Origin of the sequence: Ruegeria sp., from assembly GCF_028066395.1 — a bacterium.
GTDB lineage: Bacteria > Pseudomonadota > Alphaproteobacteria > Rhodobacterales > Rhodobacteraceae > Ruegeria.
The window spans coordinates 26,924-45,339 of the sequence record NZ_JALCBM010000033.1 but is presented as its reverse complement, the minus strand read 5'-3'; the positions used below and the strand labels follow the sequence as shown (position 1 = coordinate 45,339).

The window sequence follows — 18,416 nt, the reverse complement described above, 5'->3', positions numbered from 1 at the left end:
GCCATCTGATGGCCTGCGTGGTCAACGTGGCCGACAAGGACACCCGCGAGATCTTTCCGCCTGAGGTCGCCATCGGCTCGCGCATCGCCGAGGCCGCCGAGAAACGCGGCCTGATCGTGCGCCCGATCGACAACCTCAACGTGATGTCCCCGCCGCTGACCATCACCCGAGACGAGGTCGACACGCTGGTTTCGACCCTGCGAGCGGCCATGGAAGAGGTGGTCGAAGGGTTGCAGGCCGACGGGCTTCTATGACCCAGCCCCCCGGCCCCGAATGCAACGGGGCTGGGGGCAATGTCCGGAAAATCAACAGGGCCAGAACGGCAAGGCTTCAACCAGAGCAGCCCGGTTTTGATGAGATTTCCAAACATACACATGACGGATAACGGCGCCCGATATCCATGATTGCAAGCGCATTTGGTGTGTTCGCGACACGGCTGTTCTGTTTCATCATGACTGTGATATGAGAAGCGTTTATGACCACCTCAGCCGTTATACGCACCCGTTTTGATCGCCTGCGCTATATCATCGGCTTCGAAGTCTTTCTTTTGATTTTTCTGGTGCCCGCCATGGCCTGGGCTTTTGACCGACCGCTTTGGGACATGGGCTTACTGAACATCATTCTATCGGTTTGGGCGATGTCCATGAACTACCTCTACAATTTGGTGGTGGATCGTCTTGAGGCCAAAACTGGCCGGGTGTCTTCCGATCGCAAATTGCGTGGCCGTTTACTTCATGCATTCGGCTTGGAATGCGTGCTGATCTCGACCGCTGCCCCGATCTATATGCTCTGGTTGCACCTGAGCCTTCTCGAGGCGATCTCGGTCAATCTTGTCGTCAGCACGTCGGTGATGGTTTACACATTTGTCTTCACCTGGTGCTATGACCGGATTTTTCCGGTTTCCGGGGCGTCCGAGCGGCTTGGCTGAGGGGGGGCGCCTCTTCCGAGTTTACCGATAGGCTTGCTGCCTAAAATCTACTTCGGAACTCAAGGCATCGGACACCCAAACGGTTTTGGGCTTGCTGACCTCCTGCTGCAATTTCCAACTCAGGCCGTCGTGCGGATGGTGGCCGTCACAATCATTGATCCAGTGTCCGACCCTTCGCGCGCGAACCCTTTGTCAGAGCGGTTTTTGACGGGCTCTAAAGCTCTCTCTGCCGCAAGTGATGTACGGCAAAATTCCAATTGATAATTCCGAAAAACAAAGTTAAGTTCCGAAAAATGGAATAATGAGGAACGCTATGTCTGCTGTTGACCTGCTTGATAAGTTCGCCGCTGCCTGGAACGCGCATGACGTGGACGCGCTGCTTGAGTGCATGACCGAGGACGGCATCTTTTATGGATCAGCAGGCCCCGAACCCGATGGTGCGACGTATCAGGGTCAAGAGGCTTTGCGCACGTCGTATGCGGCCCTCTGGCAAATGTTCCCCGATGCGGCGTGGAACGATGTGAATCACTTCGTCGACGGGGATCGCGCGGTGACCGAGTGGCGCTTTACCGGCACCAAGGCGGACGGGTCGAAGGTCAATGTGCGCGGTGTCGATGTCTTTACCCTGCGCGACGGCAAAATCCACATCAAGGACACGTTCCGCAAACAGGCGCTGTGACGTCTCATTCCCCGGAGAACGCAAATGAGCAAGCTTATCTATACCGGCCTGAACGCGGGCAAGGGCACCAGTTTCAAGGTTGTCGGCGGCGATGGTGTCTATTTCCATCTGGAAGACGGGCGCAAGGTTCTGGACGGCTCGAACACCGGCGGCCCGCTGGGCCATCGTCACCCGGATATGGTCGAGGCGGTGCGCAAGGCCGCCGAAAACCCGATCATCAACGAAGGCTGGTTCTGGAAAGAGCGTGAACAGGCCGCCGAGGACGTGATCGACATCGCCTTTGCCGAGGAAAAGGATTGGGTCGGCGGGGTCCGGTTCTTTCTCAGCGGGGGCGAGGCCAACGATCTGGCCATGTCGCTGGCGCAGTCGATCACCGGGCGCACGCCACTGGCCACGCGGGTGCGGGCCTATCACGGCATGTCGGGCATGTCGCAGCACCTGACCGTGCAGCCGCAATGGCATGGCGGTCTGGCGGTGCAGAACGGTGAATCCAGGCCGGTTCCGGTCACCATTCCGGTACGTCAGATCCCCGAACCTCTGGGCGCAAAATACGGTGCCCTGTCCGACAATCGCCCGCTGTCCGAACGTCTGGAAGGGATCGAGGACACCCTGTCGGACACCGCCTGCACCATCCTCGATTACACGCAGGGCGGCATCTATTACGACAGCGAGTATCAGGACCGGGTGGCCCGCGCCGCGAAAAAGGCCGGATCGCTGTGGATCGCGGATGAGGTCGTTACCGGCACGGGCCGGGTCGGGCGCATGTTTGCCTTTCAGGGCGGTGAGACGCGGCCTGACATTGTCACTCTGGGCAAGGGTCTGGCCGGTGGCTCGTCGCCCGTGGGCGCGGTTGTGCTGTCGAAAGCGCTTGTCGACATGATGGAAGACAAAAGCTGGCAGACCTATTCCACCTTCCGGGGTCATTCCCTGACCGTGTCTTGTATCCGCGCTTATCTGCAGGTGTTGAAGCGGGACAATCTGGTGGCACGCGTCAAGCATCTGGAAGGCATCATGGAACGCCGCCTGATCGAGATCGCCCAAAAACACCCCAGCGTCGCCCGCGTCGATGGCAACGGCCTGCACTGGACGGTCGAGTTGCACGGCCCGGACTGGCGCACTTGGGAAAACAACACCGGCGAGGTTCCGATTGCCTCGCGTGTCTCGAACCGCGCGTTGGAGGCCGGCGCGCTGATCGGGACCAGCGGTGAACAGATTTCGCTGTTTCTGGCCCCGTCCTTCATCATCTCGGAAGAGGAGCTGGAGGGCATCCTTTCGGCGCTCGACTACGGGCTGGAACTGGCTGATCAGGAATATGCGGGATGAACGATCTGCGCGTAGACAAAGCGCGCCTGTGGGACAGTCTGATGACCCACGCGCAGATTGGCGCGCGCGATGATGGCGGCATCAATCGCGAGGCGCTGACGCCCGAGGATGGCAAGGGCCGCGACCTGTTCGCGGACTGGTGCCGGGATCTGGGAATGGAGGTGGCGGTCGATGCGCTTGGCAACATGTTCGCCACCTATGCGGGCACGGATAACGACCTGTTGCCGGTGGCGCTTGGCAGTCACCTCGACACCCAGCCTTGCGGTGGCAAGTTTGACGGTGTTCTGGGCGTTCTGGCGGGACTCGAAGTGGTGCGCACCCTGCATGACGCGGGCCTGCGCACGCGCCGCCCGATCACGGTGATCAACTGGACCAGCGAGGAAGGCAGCCGTTTTGTGCCCTCGATGGCGGCCAGTGGTGTCTATGCTGGCATCTTCTCGATGGATGAGGCCCGCACCTGGACAGACCGCGAAGGCATCGGCTTCATCGAAGCGCTGCGCGACATCGGGTACGAGGGTGCCGAACCCGTAGGCGACCGCAAATTCGCCGCCTTTCTAGAGCTGCATATCGAACAGGGTCCGGTGCTGGAGCGCAAGGGCGCGATGGTCGGCGTCGTCACCGGCGCGCAGGCGATGAGTTATAACACTGTCACCATCCGGGGTCGCGAATCCCATGCGGGCACCACACCGATGGACATGCGGCTGGACCCGGTGGGCGCTTTCACCCGGATTGCGGCGGCTTGTTATGCCAAGGCCAATGCCACAAAGGATGCGCGCTTTACCGTCGGGTTGATCGACACCACCCCGGAATCGCACAGCACGATCCCGAATACGGTCGAATTCACGCTGGACCTGCGCCATCCAAAGGCCGATGTACTGGCCGATCTGATCGCCACCTATGAGGCCGCCGCCGAGGCCGAGCGCGCCTTGGGTTTTGACATCGAACGGGACGAATTCGGCGCCTCACCCGAACTGGTGTTCAACGAGACCTGCGTGAACGCGGTGCGCGATGCGGTGAAAACCTGCGGCTACAGCGCGATGGAACTGGTCAGCGGTGCCGGGCATGACGCGGTTTATGTCACCCATGTCTGCCCCACGGCGATGATCTTTTCCCCCTGCAAGGACGGCATCAGCCACAACCCCGCCGAATCCATCACCCCCGAAGAGGCCGAAGCCGGCGCAAACGTGCTGTTGCAGGCCGCTTTGACGCTGGCCGACGCCGAAACCATCCCGGCCTGAGCCCATTTCACCAAGAGGATCTTCAAATGGTTAACCCCAAATACGAACCGGTTGACGCCGCCGTTGTCCCGCGTTTCTCGGATGTGGCGACCTTTTTGCGCACGCAGCGCGTGGACATGAACGAAGAGATCGACATTGGCCTTGTCGGCGTGCCCTTCGACATTGGCCTGAACTATCGCGGCGGCCCGCGCGAGGCCCCCGCCGCCGTGCGTCAGGCCAGCCGGATCATCCGCAAGGTGCATCCGACCTCAGGCATCCAGCCCTACAAGATGTGCAACATTGCCGATCTGGGTGACGCACCGATCAACCCGCTGAACAAGGATGAAAGCATCGAGACGATCGAGAAATTCTATGCTGATCTGACCGCCCTGAATATCCGCCCGATCTCGGTTGGGGGAGATCACACCATCCCGACCCCGATCCTGCGTGGCATTGCCCGTCAGGAACCCGTTGGCATCCTGCAGATCGACAGCCACGCCGACACGCTGGACGAAATGTGCGGCACCAAAGTCAATCACGCGACCTTCATGCGGCGGGGGCTGGAAGAAGGGCTGATTGATCCCAAACGCGTGGTGCAACTGGGCCTGCGCGGCACCCGTTTCAGCCCAGACGACATCGCCTATGGGTACGAGGCCGGGTTCACCATCATCACCTATGATGAATACGAGGAAATGGGCCGCGCCGCCGCCATCGCCAAGATCAACGAGGTTCTGGGCACCGGCCGCACCTATATGACCATTGATATCGACGGTCTGGACCCCTCGTATTGCCCCGGCACGCCGGTGCCCGAAATCGGCGGCATCACACCCCGCGACGCGCAGGTCATCATCCGCGCGCTTGAAGGCGTCGATCTTGTCGGCGCGGACATATCCGAGGTCGCGCCCTGTTATGACCCGACCGGCATCACCTGCATCACCGCCGCCAACCTGATGTTCGAATTGCTCTGTGTCATGTCGCGCGCGGTTGAATCGAATGGTTGAATGGTTGAACGGTTGAATGGTTGAGTGAACAGGGTGGCGGTTGTTGATGCAGAAAACCCCGACACAGAGGGTTTGCGTCGAAACCGCCACCCGACCCTCCGCCATAGGGCATAACCATCTGTGCGGGGTGTATGTTTCGGTCTTTCTGACTTAAGGATAGGGTGAAGAAAGACCTGGAAACGACGCGAGCACACCGGATCAACATGAGCAAGTCGAACCCGCTTGAGCGCGCCTTTACCCTATTGGACATTGTGGTCAGTTCGGGGCGCAACCTGTCGCTGAACGAGATCGTCCAGATCAGCAACCTGCCGCAATCCTCCACATTCCGGTTGCTGTCCAATCTGGTGGAAAGCCGGATGCTGTCCTTCGATTCCGGTAACAAGACCTATTCTGCGGGCCCCCGTGTCGAACGGCTCGGGTTGTTCGTGACAGGCCAAAGCTCTTTGAAGGATGTCTGCAAACCCGCGCTTGACCACCTTGCCGAAAGTACAAATGAGACAAGCTTTTTTGTAACCGCCTCTCAACACGGCAATACTCTGCTGGATTATACGGTCCCCAAAACGGGCGCGAATACGTATATCCACCCCGGGACCGAATTTCCCCTGCATGCGACCGCGGCGGGTAAGGTTATACATGCTTTTTCAACGGACGCTCCGCACGCCCTGCCAGCAAGCTACGCATTGACCGCTTACCGGACCGAGACACAAACGGATCTGAAGGCATTGCAGGATCTGTTCGTGGAAATCCACCGGCAAGGATATGCGATCAATGATGGTGAACTGGATCAGGACGTGTATTCAATTTGCGTCCCGGTCTTTTTGCGCAACACTCTGGCTGGCGCATTGGGGGTCGTCGGTCCCAAAAGCAGAATGTTGCGAAATGGTTTGATTTCGTCACCGGATCTGGCCAACAGCCTCCGTCAGGCTGCGGATGAGATATCGGTGTTGTTCAAGTAGCAATACGAGCCGTTTGTTGAAGCAACGCCCAACCAAACTACGAAGACGATAGAGCGACCTGTCGATACCAACGCGCTTCCTGCGCGAATTCTGCATGGGGATGACGGGCCGCACGGTGCGATTATCCATGGTTTTGCGAATACTGCTGGCGTCCTAATCCCGGTCTGCCAAAAGAACGCGCGGCTAGGTCACTTCGGATCGGGACTTTCGGAATACGCCATCATTTGTGATCGCCATCAGCGACAGAGTATGATCCATGTTCTTCATCCGGTGCCGAAGCATCATCCGGGTCAAACGCATGAGATCGGCCGCGTATTCTGGTCGTTCGGACACATTCTCCAATTCTCCGCGCCCCAGATGGTCAAACAGCATGGGCGGCACGTCGGCGGCAAATTCGACCAGGGTAAACCGCTCATCCCGCAGAATGCCCAGGCAACTGTCACTTGGCGAGGTGCCCAATACGTCCTGCCACAAGGTCGGCTTCATCGGTTCCGAGAAATCCAGTTCCGAGAAGGAATATTGTCGCCAGCTCTGGGGCGCTTCTCCTGTCAGCAAAGGCAACAGAGAGTGGCCATCCATGGAGTTCGGAATCTCCTGCCCAACCCAATCCAGAATGGTGGGTGTCACATCGATCGACTCGGTGATCTCCGTGAGGCATTTGCCGGAACGGGCCTCGTTGCCGGGTATCCGGATGATCAGCGGCGTGTGATAGGCTGCGTCATAGACCGTCATCTTGCCCCAGGAATGCCGATCACCCAGCATCTCGCCATGGTCTGCAGTGATCACCACCATGGTGTTGTCATACTGACCGGTGTCCTTGAGGAACTGGATCACTCGCCCGACGTGATGGTCCACTTCCGTAGCAAGCCCCAGATAGACCGAGCGCAGAGTGGCGATGTTTTCATCCGTCGGCTCCAGATCCGGGAAACCCTGGACAAATCCGGCGACGGTGTTGTTGCGCAGCACCGGATCAAAGAAGGGATGCTGCGCGCATTCCGCTTCGGCTGAGGCCAGACGTTCGGGCTGCGGCAGCAAGGCCGGATCGTACATGGTATTGTAGGGCGCTGGCGCGACCAGAGGCGGGTGTGGTCGGATATAGGTTAGGTGGGCGAACCAGCTTTCTTTATGGTAGGCTGTCATTTTCCCCAGGAACGAATTGGTCAGGAATGCGGTATCGCTGTCTTCTGCCGCATAAAGTGCCGGGTCGTTCAGTTTCGGTGCACCGCCATCCGGGGAAACCGGCTTGTAGACATCCCAGTAGTCTTCGAACGTATAGCCCTGATTCATCAGATGCGACTGCCACGGATAGGACATCTCCATCCGCATCTCGGTCATCTCATGAAACCCGTTCATCGGAAACTCATAGGTCTTCAGCGCCGGGTCATTGGCGTCAAAGGCCCGCGGGTCCTGTGAGGTATCGGTATAGCCGAACAGCATTGGTAAATATCCGGCCTTGCGCATTTCGGTCGCAATATTGGGCGTATCATGGCGCAAGGGCGTTCCATTGCGGACAGAGCGATGATTCATCGCATATTGCCCGGTCAGGATCGAAGCACGCGATGGTCCGCAGGGGTTGGTCACTGAAAAGTGCCGCTTGAATGAGACCGCGTCTTTCATGAATGACCGGAGATTGGGCAGTTCCACATGATCGGCCATTGGTCCGAACACACAATCGGCACGCAGCTGATCAATGATGATGAACAAGACGTTTCGCGTCGGGGTGCGGTGCGGTTTCATTCGAGAACCCTGAAATTAGAGCTAGGTTTTGGACGGTTAAAGCCGGTTGGGGACTGGTACAACGCTTGAACGAAAAGAGGAACCAAATGTGGCAACCAGTCCGGCGAACATCGCAATTTCAGGCAGGTTTTCCAGTCAGATCGAACGTCAGGCCGGTGATTTTTTGCGCAACTGCGACAGCGGCCTTCGATGTAACTGAATCCACCGCATAGGACAGGAAGCACGCTGTCGCACGGTAAACCCCCAAGGTGTTTGCCATCACCTGGATCGTGCAGAGCTTGGGCAATCAACTCTATAAGAGCGGTTCGCTCCATCAGCCCCTCTACTGCAGGCGGAGGTCGTATTTGGGCAGACATCGCCAGCAACTTGTCCCGAACATCTCGTAGATGACATGGTTGCGGTGTAAACATGTATAACCACAGGCTTTTGCCGCCCCTATCAGTCACCGCAACAGGGCACCACAGATGACGTCACAATCTGATTTCTCGCAAAACCTGCGCCTGCTGTGCGGGCGGTACAAGAGTATTACCGAAGTGTGCAACCGGCTTGCGATCAATCGGCCTCAGTTCACGCGCTATCTTTCGGGGCAGACCAAACCCTCGCTGAATGTTCTGTCGCGCATTTGCGATTTCTTCGGTGTGGACGAGGCCGAGATATTGCTGCCGCATGACGTCTTCAAAACCGAGGTCTTTTCGCGCCCGCTGGCCTCTTACGTTCCAATGGGAATTGCGCAGGAATTTCGCCGTCACCGACGGATGATGAAGGCATCTCTGGCGGGGTTGCAAAGTTATTGCGGCTATTACCATCTCTACTACAGAACACCATCCTGGAAGGATGGCGTGGTGCGGGCGTTGATGCGAATCTGGCAGGATGCCGAGATGACCTATGCCAAGTCACTCGACCGAATGCATTGGAGCGGCAGTCCGAAATTTGGACGGGCAACGCATATGATTCAATCCTGTCTCTGGTTGCATGACGACCGGATTTTCATCGTTGAGAGTCAGGAACGCGGTGGAGAGAATTTCTCGGCAATGATTGTGAATGCCGCGACCCGCACCAATTTCCACTATCTTCACGGCCTGCTGACCGGCGTTACCAGTGCGGGAACGGATATGATCTATAGCGCTCGGGTGGTGTTGGAGTTTCTGGGGCAGGACATCGACGTCAAAAGCGGCTTAAGGCAATGTGCGGTCTTCCCGCCCGACTCTGATGAGATTGACCCGATGATCCTGCGTGCGCTTGATCCCAATGGATTTGGAAACGGCAAGGCACTGATCGGATTCTACGAGTAATTGTTGCTATTTGTATCTACATAGCGCCAAATAGCGTCATAGATGCAACTAAAAGATACTGACAGAAGGCATGCCCGACCATAGCCTTTGAGGGAGTGATCCTTACAGAGGTTTCCCGCGTTGAGCCCGGTCTGGTCAAAATCGTCTCTCTTTCCGGAACGCCGGGCCCGCATTGATGGCTTTCTGAACATGGGCGACGGGCACGAAGTATTCTGGGAGGAATACGGTCACCCGAACGGCATTCCGGTTCTTTATCTGCACGGTGGACCCGGGCGGCCCAGACCCCGCGCCATTCCACGCCTGTTCGACCCCGAGCGGTTCCGGCTTATCCTGATGGATCAGCGCGGGACACGGCGCTCGCGCCCATTGGGCGAGATGCGCGGGAACACCACGCAGGCCCTGATCGGCGATATCGAAGCCCTCCGCGTCTTGCGCGGGATTGATAGCTGGCATGTTTTTGGCGGTTCTTGGGGGTCCACGCTGGGGTTGTGTTATGGCATTGCCCATCCAGACCGGCTGCGCAGCCTGACTGTCTGGGGGGTCTTCCTTGCACTGGCTGCCGAGGCCGAATGGGTGAATTTCGGCGCGCGCTGGATGAAGCCGCGTGAATGCGATGCATTGACCCGACATGTTGACGCGAAAACCTCGCAAGACCTGCTGGAGCGGTATCGGGATCTGATCACCGATCCTGATCTGGCGATACATGAACCTGCGATCCGGATCTACACCGCGCACCAGTCGGCGCTGGCCGATATTCGGCATTATGACCCGGAACTGGACCGTGACGAAGAAAGTGTCGCGGAAATCCTGCCGCAGCTTGAAATCGAACTGGGTTATTTCTGTCAGGGCTGTTTTATCCCCGACCGCTACATCCTTGATCAGATTGGCAGGCTGCAAGGGGTTCCGGGCACGATCATTCAGGGTGCGGATGACATGATCTGCCCCTGCGCAAATGCAACAGAGCTGGCCCGGGCCTGGCCTGATGCAACACTGCATATCGTGCCGGATGCCGGGCATTTCGTTTTCGAGCCGGGGATTGCGGCTCGTGTCATGGCGACCTTCGATGGCATTGCCCGATCGGACTCCGCCAGAGCCAATCCACCTGAACAACACACCAATAGGGGAGCAAGCAATGAAACGCTTTAACATGAACAGACGCGCATTTCTGACGGCCAGTTCAGCGGCTGTCCTCGCTACACCGTCCATCCTGCGGGCACAGGATCGAAGCCTGAAGGTTTCGGCCTTTGGTGGGTATTTCGAGGACTCGCTGATCAAGCATGTTTATCCGAAATTCACCGAAGATACCGGCATTGCGATCAATTCGGTCAGCCAGTCTGGCGGTGCCTCGTGGTGGGCTGCCATCCGCGCGGGCGCTGCTACGGGCGAGCCTCCGGCGGATGTCTCGATGCCCGGCGGCCAGGGGGCGATCCGCCAGATGGATCTGTTCGCGGCACTGGACGAGGCGGCGCTGCCCAACATCGCCAATGTCGACCCCGCCCTGATTACACGCGACGCCGAAGGGCGCATTCGGGCCGTGGCCGTATTGGCCTGGTACACGACCTTTGTCACCAATACCGACGTTTTCCCCGAACCCCCTGCAAGCTGGGCCGATATGTGGGGCGAAACATATAAGGGCTCGCTGGGTCTGAATGCCAATGCCGACACCAGCTATATCCTTGATATCACGGCCAAGACCTTCTTTGATGGGCAAGATATTCTGCGCACGCGCGAGGGGCTGGATCAGGTCATGGAAAAGGCCGCCGAACTGCGCGAGAACGTCACGCTTTGGTACAAGGACGAAGGCCAGTTTCAGCAGGCACTGCAAAGCGGAGAGATACCGGCAGGTCAGTACTATCACGACGTAACATTGCTGGCCGCGGCCGACGGTTTCCCGGTGCGCTCGACCTTTCCGGCCGAGGGTGGCGTGATCGACTTCGGCTCCTGGGGTGTGATCGAGGGCAGCCAGAAATTGGCCGAGGCCGAGGTATTCGTGAACTGGTGCTGCTCGCCCGAGGTGCAGGCGCTGATGTCGCGGATGATTGGCACTGCGCCCATTGTGCCGCAAGCCCTGACCGATCTGACCGACGAAGAATTCGGCGCAGTGTCCGCGCCCGGTGCGCCCATTGTTCCACTGTTCGACGTCTATGTCAGCGAAGCGGATTATATCGCTGAACGCTGGGCCTCGCTGATCGCCAACTAAGTCGGTACTCTGTTCTACGCCGGGCAATCAATGCCCGGCGCATTCCCTTTTCTGGTATATCGGGCAACATGGCTGATCTGGTCCTTGAACGTGTCACAAAAGCATTCGGCACGACCGTCGTCGTGCAAGACGCTGTCCTGTCCATCGGGTCAGGTGAATTCGTTTCATTCCTGGGTCCGTCAGGATGCGGAAAGACCACACTTCTTCGCATGATCGCGGGGTTGGAGACCGTCACGTCAGGGCGCATTCTTCTGGATGGTTCGGATCTGGGCAATACACCTGTCAATGCGCGCGGGATCGGGATGGTGTTCCAGTCGCTGGCGCTTTTTTCTCACCTGAACGTGGCCGAGAATATCGGATACGGGCTGCGTATCGCAGGCGAGGGCAGGGATGTGATTGCTCGGCGTGTTGACGAACTTCTGCGCCTCGTCGCGCTGGACGGGTTCGGCCCGCGCCAAATCAGCCAGCTATCGGGCGGCCAGAAACAGCGCGTTGCCATTGCCCGCGCACTGGCCCGTAATCCGCGCCTGTTCCTGTTGGACGAACCGCTTTCGGCGCTGGATGCGCAACTGCGCGAACAGATGCAGATTGAACTGCGCTTGTTGCAACAGAAACTGGGCATCACCACCATCACCGTGACCCATGACCAGCGCGAGGCGTTGACCATGTCCGACAAGATTGTCGTCATGTCGCCAGGCAGGATCGAACAGGTGGGCAGCCCTGAAGAGGTCTATCATCGGCCCGCCAACGGGTTTGTCGCGGGGTTCATTGGCGAAAGCAATCTGCTGCCGGTCACACTGGACGGCAGCATCGCGCGTTTCAACGACAGGCCGTTGCTGGTGAACGAGACGGTTGCGGGCACCGGCGACATGGTCCTGTCCGTCCGTCCCGAGGATGTGATCCTGTCGGAAGAAGCGGGCGAAAATGCCCTTCCCATGACCGTGGCTTTCCTGCGGGATCTGGGTGAAGGCGTTCAGGTGCTGCTGGAAGGGCAGGGCATCAGGCTGACCGCAAAGATCCCCAAAGCCGACCGGACGCGTTACGCAACGGGGCAACAGATACAGGCGATCCTGCCACCGCAAGCCTGCCGGGTGGTCCCTGCATGAGCACAACCCGCGATCCCGCCCTCCGGTTCAGCGTGCCGCTGGGCTACGCCGGGGCGATGCTGGTCCTGTTCTTCGTGGTGCCGCTGGGCATCATGCTGGCGGTGTCCTTCTACCATCGCACCGAAAGCTATTATGAACGTGGCTTCGAATTCGACAGCTACATCCGCGCTGGGCAAGAGCTTTATCTCAACGCATTCCTGACATCGGTTGAATTCGCCGCCATCGCCTCGGTCGTTTCGGTGCTGATTGCGGTGCCCTTCGCTTACTTCGTTTCACGTCTGCGCCCGCGCCCACAGGTTTTGACCCTGATCTTCGTGCTCTGCGCCATGTCATTGTCCGAGGTCATCGTCGCCTTTGGCTGGTCGATCATCCTGTCGCGCGGCTCTGGCATTTCGAACCTCTTTGTCTGGCTTGGGTTGATGGAGCGTCCGCAATCCTGGGCGCGCGGTTACTGGGCGGTTCTGATCGGGTTGACCTATTTCAACCTGCCTTTTGCGGTGGTCATGATGTTCCCTGGCTTCAGCCGCCTGAACCCCGAGGTGATCGAGGCCGCGCGCACGCTGGGTGCCGGACCATGGACCATGTTTCGCACCGTCATTTTACCGCTCATGTCTCGGACCCTGATCGCAACGACTCTGGTCCTGTTCATCTTCACGATGGGGGCATTGGTGACGCCGCTTTGGCTGGGTGGTCCCAAGGAATGGATGATTGCCAATTACATCAGCGACGAGGTCATGACGCGCAGCAACTTCCCCTTTGGCGCGGCGCTGGCGATGATTTACCTGGCCGTCACCATCTTGTTCCTATTGGTCGTTTGGCGGCTGAGCGGGCGGGAAAGGAAAGCCGTATGACCACGCTATCGCGGCTTTATGTCGGTGCTTTTCTCGCACTTTTGTCGGCTCCGCTTATCGTGGCATTTGGCGTGTCGCTCAATGAAAAGCGCGTGCTGTTCTTCCCCCCGCAGGGCCTGTCGCTTGGCTGGTATCAAGAGCTGCTGTTTCACCCCGATTGGCGGCTGGCGCTGATCACGTCGCTGGGTGTCGCGGCGGGGGCGGCAGTCGTCGCGTTGTCAGTTGCATTGCCCATTGCCTACATGCTCTGGCGATACAACATGCGCTACGCCCGGGTGCTGTTCTCGTTGGGTCTGATGCCATTTGCCCTGCCACCCGTGATCACCGCGATTGGAATGCTCAGCTTCTGGGCCGAGATCGGTTGGACCGGTCGCCCGGTGAACCTGATCATTGGCCACGGGGTTTTCATGGTCACGCTGCCAATGGTGATGATCTCGCTGGGGCTGGAAAGCATCAACCGCGAGCAGCTTGAGGCCGCCGAAACGCTTGGGGCGACCAGACAACACGTTCTGACCACAGTTATTCTGCCTCAGATACGTCCTTACATCTTTTCGGGCATGATCTTTGTCGTTGTCTTTTCGATGAATGAGTTCGTGATTTCGTTCTTTTTGGGCCAGTTCCACACCGTGACGCTACCTGTCAAGATCGTGACCCAGCTTCGATCCGGGTATTCCCCTGTTGTGGCCGCTGCAGCCATGTTCTTTCTTCTTATGGCGATCATCGGCTTTGCCTTGGTTGCCAGATACGGGGACCTGCCCAAATTGCTTGGCGCGGAATCGAAGAACCCGGGCGCAAAGTGATTTTCGGGCACTAAACCAACAAGATAAGCGGTGTCTATTCCCGACCACCACAGTGTAGACACCAGTCAGGTGTCCGGTGAAACGCGGGCCGGATTACCTGCACGGCCCCCATTTCTTACAACCCTGTCCCAATGTTCCTTGAGCGCCGCTGCCAACGCATCCTCACTGCCAAACGTTTGATTGCTTGGGATAAAGTTAACACCGGTAGACCGCAGAATAAGAAGATAGTCGGCATAGTGCTGTGTTCTGGCCTGTTCGTAAGCAATTTGCGACTCGAGTGTTCTTATGACGTATTCGAACTGGTTCAGGTCTTCCAGAACGTCGAAATTGCTGCGCTGCGTCTGTGTGTCCGAAACCTGTTTCCACAGATCGGCACGCTCTTTTTCCAGTGCCAAAGCCTGTTGGGAAATCAGCGCTTGCGCGTAAGACAGGCGTACCTGCTCGATAATCGAGACTGCAAGCGCAAGGTCTTCGATGCGACGCAGCTCTTCCTGAAGTTTGAGGCGCTTGCGGGTCGAGGGCAGTCTGAGCAGACCAAGCAGATCATAGGTCACCGTTTGGGAAAACAGACCGAACTGATTGTTGTCCAGCGTGGATTCGCTGTTGAAGTTGCCGGACAGAGCGAATTCCAGATCCGGCAACAGCGCAGCAACATCGCGGTAGACATCCAGCCTGCTGTTGCGTTGCCGGTATGCCGCCTGGCGCAGTTCCGAGCGGTTCAGCAAAGCTTCTTGTTCAAGATTGTCTGTCGTTCCGGGAAGCCTGACGGATAGATTGGTGCTGGGTGTCAGGTGCCTGAACCGCAAGTTTTCTGGCCGTGTTGCCGCCAGCGAGGACAGCCTGATCAGATCGGATCGCAATTCGGCCTTATAGCTGTTGAGGTTCACCTTCAACTCGGTGAGGCGTGTCTTGAACAAGAGGATTTGCAGGGGATCGATCAGGTTTCTTGCCCCAAACTGGTCAGCTTCCTGAATTTTCGCATCGATCTGCGACAGGATTTTGTTGATCTCGGGCAGGTGCCGGTCGGCGGTCGCCGCGCGCAGATACAGCACCGTTGTGTCGGTGACGATGCGGTTGGCGATACGTCCGCGTTCTTCTTCGATAATGAGCGCATTGTTGGCCTGTTGACGTGCCCGCAAGTAGGATTGCCCAAAACCCAGGATTGACCAACTATACGTTATGTCGGCGGTCAGGATATCCCTGTCAGGCGGTGTCACATCATTGACGTCTCCGGCATCGTTGCTTCGCTGCGAATATTGGGCTCGCACGCTGGCCTGCGGGAACTGCTCGGCCAGGATTTCCTCAAGCGTTATTTTCTCGACTTCGGCGGCAAGCTGTCCCTGCTGTATCTCAAGGTTGCGCAACAGGGCGCGGCTCATCAGGTCATACAGATCGAAGGAAGACTTGTTTGTGGTCCAAAGCTTTGCGCTTTCCTCTTGTAGAAACTGGGCGCGCTCCTGTCGTTCCTGTTCCGTCAGGGGTTCCGGACGAACGACACAGGCACTGACCGCGAAGGCCAGAAGGAACGCCGCAGAGCGGGCGAGGCGGGGTTTTATGATCATGGTCTTGAACATCACGGCTCGATAAAGCTTTGCGATACGGTGCGGAAAATCGGATTGATCAGGTAGGACAGGATTGTCCGTTTCCCGGTTTTGATATTGGCCTCAAGCGTCATGCCGGGCTGCAATTCAAAGTTCGCCGGTGTGTCGACCAATTCGTTGGTTTCGATATCGATCCAGCTTCTGAACACCAGATCCTGTTGCCCCGTGTAGTTTTGACTTTCCACATCGGCGCTGATTTTTGCCACCTTGCCGCGCAGGACGCCGTGCTTGGTGAAGGGGAGAGAGTCCAGCTTCAGAGTGACGTCGGACTGCGGCTCGACACGCGCGATATCGGTCAGGCGCACATCGATGACCGCCTGTAGCTGGCTGTCCTGCGGCAGCAGTTGAAACACGGCTTCGCCAGCTTCAATTAAAGTACCGTCGGCTTTGTCCGTCCGCGCCACAATAATGGCGTCAAAGGGGGCGTACAGGTCCACCAGCTCATTCTTTTTCAGCACTTTTTGGAATTTCTTCTGGCTGTCTTCAAATTGCTTCGTTGCTGCCAGCAACTCTTGCTGCAGTTGCTGGCGACGTTCCAATTCATAAGAGGCTTGCGTTGTTTGGATTTTTATTGCCCGGCGCTGAAGCGTCGCAATTTCTTCTCTTGCCAGAACCAATTGCCGTTCAATATCCGCCACGGCCGTGGCCGTTTGCAGGTAATCTACCTTTTGCGGGCCATCCCGACGGAATTGATCCTGCTCACTTTCGTACAGCGCCTTGCGCACCGAAAGAAGCTCCTGCATCAATTCATATTGTTTGCTTAAGGTGGGTATTTCCCTTCTTTTCGAGGCAATGAGGCTATGATTTTCTGAATATTCCTCCTCCAGACGTTTCCGAGAAATTTCATGCAGTTCCATATTTGCCCGAAACGCCTGCACCTCCAATTCGTTGACGTGAGGGTCAATTGAGAACCGGCCGGGAACATCCCCGGAAATTTCAGCCTTCAACCGTCTGACCAGCGCGCGGCTGACCATTTGTTCGTATTTCACCGCCTCAAAATCGACTTGCGAGGATTCGTTCTGGACGGTTGCCAGCAAATGGCCTTTTTTTACGCGATCTCCGATATCAACGTTCAGATTGATCAGACGTCCGGAATTAAAGGCCTGAACGACCGATTTCGGTGTGGTCGTTTGCAAAATACCCGTGGCGATAATCTGCGAATTAACAGTCGCAAAGTTCAGGAAAATAATCGTACCCGCCACCACAAGCAGGAACGTCCAGACTGTCACCCTTTGAACAAATGAATTGTCTTCGTTCAGCAACCTTTCATGCGCAGGGGCGAAGGTCGTGATAAGGCGATCGACGTCGGCCGAACGTTCAGGTGCTGCCGGAGGATTTTCAGAATTGTTCTGATCGTTGGTATGTTCGGTTTTGTCGGTCATTCTCCGGCCATCCCCATTGCTCTGGACGTGGCGGGCACATTTCCGTCAATGCCGGGCCAAAGGTCCCGATATGCTTCGCAACGGCGAATGAGAATTTCATGGGGCGCGAAATCAACCAGTTCGCCTTTATCAAGGACCAATACGTAATCCATCAGTGGCATGGTCGACATTCGGTGGGAAATGTTGATGACGGTTTGATTGCGCCAGTGATCCAGCAGTTTCTGAAGAATTTCCTCTTCCATATGCGCGTCGATTGCGCTCATCGCTTCGTCCAGCAAGACGATATCGGCTGTTCGTAGAACGGCGCGCGCCAGGCTGAGGCGCTGCTTTTGCCCGCCGGAAAAATTCGCGGCATTTTCTTCCAGCATCGTGTCATACCGCTGCGGCAATGTTCTGATGAATTCGTGCGCGTGGGTCAGGCGGGCGGCCTCGATAGCCTCTGAGTGATCTGAAATGGTGTTCCCGGCGGCGATATTGTCGGCGATGCTGCCTTTGAACAACGTGCTTTGCTGGAAAACACTGGCAACCCTCTGCCGCAGATATCGCAGGTCGAATTCCCGTAAATTGTAGCCATCGATCCGGATATAGCCGCTGTCTGGCTTGTCGAAGCCCATCAACAGCTTGGCGATCGTGCTTTTGCCCGATCCGCTTTTGCCGACCACCCCGATTGTGGCCCCCGGAGGGATGCGGAAGCTGAGGTTTTTGATCAGTGGCGGTTGGCTTTTGTCATAGGCATATTCAATGTCTTCAAAGACGATCTCACCATTCAACGGCGGCGTGACACCCCCGGACGAGAGCTGTTCGGGGCGACCGTTAAGGATTGTCCCGAGCATTCGAACGGACAGCGACGTTTCCTGATATTTGCTGGCAAGCCCGATTGATTGCACCAGCGGTCCGGCAATCCGGCCAGACAAGATGTTGAAGGCGATCAGGGTGCCGATGGTCAGGTCACCGGCCAGAACCAATTGGGCGCCCAGCCATATGATAACAAGCTGCATGAGCTTTTGCAGAAATCCGCTGGATTCCTGCAAAAGGCCGTTCAACTGCGCCATCTTTTTCTGGCTGGTGACGACCTCGCTTGTCTTTTCCATCCACTTCTTTTTGTGGTCGTCTTCAAGCGACAGGCTTTTGATCGTCTCGATGCCGGTTACGGTTTCAACAACCAACGCCTGGCGGTCGCTTTCGGCCTTATACAACTGAGAAAGGTTTTTGCGGTGGATGCGCAGGGACAGAAACATCTGCAGCATCAAGATGATTGTCAGCGCCAGAACCACATAAGTCAGTTTCAGGCTGAGAAAGATGAGGACGGGCAGGAACAGGAAAACCGCCGACATTTCGATCAA

At 57.3% G+C, this 18,416-nt stretch carries 16 protein-coding genes and 2 pseudogenes; 13 read left to right on the top strand and 5 right to left on the bottom strand.

Features of this window, described 5'->3' with window-relative positions:
- The 7 genes and pseudogenes from MPJ51_RS11900 to MPJ51_RS11870 form a co-directional block, all read left to right on the top strand.
- Positions 1-254 (top strand): annotated as a pseudogene (locus tag MPJ51_RS11900) (aspartate aminotransferase family protein); the annotation flags it as partial.
- A gap of 221 nt (positions 255-475) precedes the next feature.
- Complete coding sequence (locus tag MPJ51_RS11895) at positions 476-928, top strand: PACE efflux transporter (protein ID WP_298386685.1); 453 nt, start codon at positions 476-478, stop codon at positions 926-928.
- Between the two features lie 313 nt (positions 929-1,241).
- Positions 1,242-1,607 carry a nuclear transport factor 2 family protein gene (locus tag MPJ51_RS11890; RefSeq protein ID WP_298386682.1) on the top strand — a complete coding sequence of 122 codons (366 nt, stop codon included), beginning with the start codon at positions 1,242-1,244 and terminating at the stop codon, positions 1,605-1,607.
- Between the two features lie 24 nt (positions 1,608-1,631).
- On the top strand, positions 1,632-2,930 hold the full coding sequence (locus MPJ51_RS11885) for an aminotransferase class III-fold pyridoxal phosphate-dependent enzyme (protein ID WP_298386678.1): 1,299 nt from the start codon (positions 1,632-1,634) through the stop codon (positions 2,928-2,930).
- Positions 2,927-4,168, top strand: a complete 1,242-nt coding sequence (locus MPJ51_RS11880; RefSeq protein WP_298386675.1) for a Zn-dependent hydrolase — start codon at positions 2,927-2,929, stop codon at positions 4,166-4,168. Before MPJ51_RS11885 ends, MPJ51_RS11880 begins: the two co-directional genes overlap by 4 nt.
- Positions 4,169-4,194: 26 nt before the next feature.
- Positions 4,195-5,148 carry an agmatinase gene (locus MPJ51_RS11875; protein WP_298386671.1) on the top strand — a complete coding sequence of 318 codons (954 nt, stop codon included), beginning with the start codon at positions 4,195-4,197 and terminating at the stop codon, positions 5,146-5,148.
- Between the two features lie 161 nt (positions 5,149-5,309).
- Entirely contained in the window at positions 5,310-6,104 is a 795-nt protein-coding gene (locus MPJ51_RS11870; protein ID WP_298386668.1) for an IclR family transcriptional regulator, read from the top strand.
- A gap of 12 nt (positions 6,105-6,116) precedes the next feature.
- Here the strand turns inward: MPJ51_RS11870 and MPJ51_RS11865 are convergent.
- A pseudogene (locus tag MPJ51_RS11865) lies at positions 6,117-6,287 on the bottom strand (IS5/IS1182 family transposase); the annotation flags it as partial.
- Positions 6,288-7,841, bottom strand: a complete 1,554-nt coding sequence (locus MPJ51_RS11860) for a sulfatase-like hydrolase/transferase (protein ID WP_298386666.1) — start codon at positions 7,839-7,841, stop codon at positions 6,288-6,290.
- 464 nt (positions 7,842-8,305) lie between these two features.
- Here MPJ51_RS11860 and MPJ51_RS11855 point away from each other — a divergent pair, with 464 nt between their 5' ends.
- The 6 genes from MPJ51_RS11855 to MPJ51_RS11830 all read left to right on the top strand — a co-directional run bounded on the left by MPJ51_RS11855 (position 8,306) and on the right by MPJ51_RS11830 (position 14,090).
- Positions 8,306-9,133 (top strand): helix-turn-helix transcriptional regulator, encoded by an 828-nt coding sequence (locus tag MPJ51_RS11855; protein ID WP_298386663.1) that lies wholly within the window; start codon positions 8,306-8,308, stop codon positions 9,131-9,133.
- A gap of 189 nt (positions 9,134-9,322) precedes the next feature.
- Positions 9,323-10,279: an alpha/beta fold hydrolase gene (locus MPJ51_RS11850; RefSeq protein WP_298386660.1), complete on the top strand. Its 957-nt coding sequence runs from the start codon at positions 9,323-9,325 to the stop codon at positions 10,277-10,279.
- A complete protein-coding gene (locus tag MPJ51_RS11845; RefSeq protein WP_298386658.1) occupies positions 10,266-11,333 on the top strand; it encodes an extracellular solute-binding protein in 1,068 nt (355 codons plus the stop codon). Before MPJ51_RS11850 ends, MPJ51_RS11845 begins: the two co-directional genes overlap by 14 nt.
- A gap of 68 nt (positions 11,334-11,401) precedes the next feature.
- Positions 11,402-12,439, top strand: coding sequence for an ABC transporter ATP-binding protein (locus MPJ51_RS11840; RefSeq protein ID WP_298386655.1), 1,038 nt, complete (start codon positions 11,402-11,404; stop codon positions 12,437-12,439).
- A complete protein-coding gene (locus MPJ51_RS11835; RefSeq protein WP_298386652.1) occupies positions 12,436-13,290 on the top strand; it encodes an ABC transporter permease in 855 nt (284 codons plus the stop codon). Before MPJ51_RS11840 ends, MPJ51_RS11835 begins: the two co-directional genes overlap by 4 nt.
- Positions 13,287-14,090, top strand: coding sequence for an ABC transporter permease (locus MPJ51_RS11830; RefSeq protein WP_298386649.1), 804 nt, complete (start codon positions 13,287-13,289; stop codon positions 14,088-14,090). The genes MPJ51_RS11835 and MPJ51_RS11830 overlap by 4 nt, the downstream gene beginning before the upstream one ends.
- A 65-nt stretch (positions 14,091-14,155) precedes the next feature.
- Here the strand turns inward: MPJ51_RS11830 and MPJ51_RS11825 are convergent, their stop codons facing one another.
- The 3 genes from MPJ51_RS11825 to MPJ51_RS11815 all read right to left on the bottom strand — a co-directional run.
- On the bottom strand, positions 14,156-15,664 hold the full coding sequence (locus tag MPJ51_RS11825; protein WP_298386646.1) for a TolC family protein: 1,509 nt from the start codon (positions 15,662-15,664) through the stop codon (positions 14,156-14,158).
- Positions 15,664-17,073, bottom strand: coding sequence for an HlyD family type I secretion periplasmic adaptor subunit (locus MPJ51_RS11820; RefSeq protein WP_298386643.1), 1,410 nt, complete (start codon positions 17,071-17,073; stop codon positions 15,664-15,666). Before MPJ51_RS11820 ends, MPJ51_RS11825 begins: the two co-directional genes overlap by 1 nt.
- Positions 17,070-18,416 (bottom strand): peptidase domain-containing ABC transporter (locus tag MPJ51_RS11815; protein WP_298386640.1); only part of this gene is annotated, 1,347 nt, incomplete at its 5' end. The genes MPJ51_RS11820 and MPJ51_RS11815, both read right to left, overlap by 4 nt.

Excerpts from the sequence above, each read along its gene's own strand:
- MPJ51_RS11845 (WP_298386658.1), top strand. The coding sequence starts at position 10,266 with ATGAAACGCTTTAACATGAACAGACGCGCATTTCTGACGGCCAGTTCA.
- MPJ51_RS11885 (WP_298386678.1), top strand. The coding sequence starts at position 1,632 with ATGAGCAAGCTTATCTATACCGGCCTGAACGCGGGCAAGGGCACCAGT.
- MPJ51_RS11855 (WP_298386663.1), top strand. The coding sequence starts at position 8,306 with ATGACGTCACAATCTGATTTCTCGCAAAACCTGCGCCTGCTGTGCGGG.
- MPJ51_RS11895 (WP_298386685.1), top strand. The coding sequence starts at position 476 with ATGACCACCTCAGCCGTTATACGCACCCGTTTTGATCGCCTGCGCTAT.
- MPJ51_RS11890 (WP_298386682.1), top strand. The coding sequence starts at position 1,242 with ATGTCTGCTGTTGACCTGCTTGATAAGTTCGCCGCTGCCTGGAACGCG.
- MPJ51_RS11850 (WP_298386660.1), top strand. The coding sequence starts at position 9,323 with ATGGGCGACGGGCACGAAGTATTCTGGGAGGAATACGGTCACCCGAAC.
- MPJ51_RS11860 (WP_298386666.1), bottom strand. The coding sequence starts at position 7,841 with ATGAAACCGCACCGCACCCCGACGCGAAACGTCTTGTTCATCATCATT.
- MPJ51_RS11835 (WP_298386652.1), top strand. The coding sequence starts at position 12,436 with ATGAGCACAACCCGCGATCCCGCCCTCCGGTTCAGCGTGCCGCTGGGC.
- MPJ51_RS11880 (WP_298386675.1), top strand. The coding sequence starts at position 2,927 with ATGAACGATCTGCGCGTAGACAAAGCGCGCCTGTGGGACAGTCTGATG.
- MPJ51_RS11840 (WP_298386655.1), top strand. The coding sequence starts at position 11,402 with ATGGCTGATCTGGTCCTTGAACGTGTCACAAAAGCATTCGGCACGACC.
- MPJ51_RS11825 (WP_298386646.1), bottom strand. The coding sequence starts at position 15,664 with ATGTTCAAGACCATGATCATAAAACCCCGCCTCGCCCGCTCTGCGGCG.
- MPJ51_RS11820 (WP_298386643.1), bottom strand. The coding sequence starts at position 17,073 with ATGACCGACAAAACCGAACATACCAACGATCAGAACAATTCTGAAAAT.
- MPJ51_RS11830 (WP_298386649.1), top strand. The coding sequence starts at position 13,287 with ATGACCACGCTATCGCGGCTTTATGTCGGTGCTTTTCTCGCACTTTTG.
- MPJ51_RS11875 (WP_298386671.1), top strand. The coding sequence starts at position 4,195 with ATGGTTAACCCCAAATACGAACCGGTTGACGCCGCCGTTGTCCCGCGT.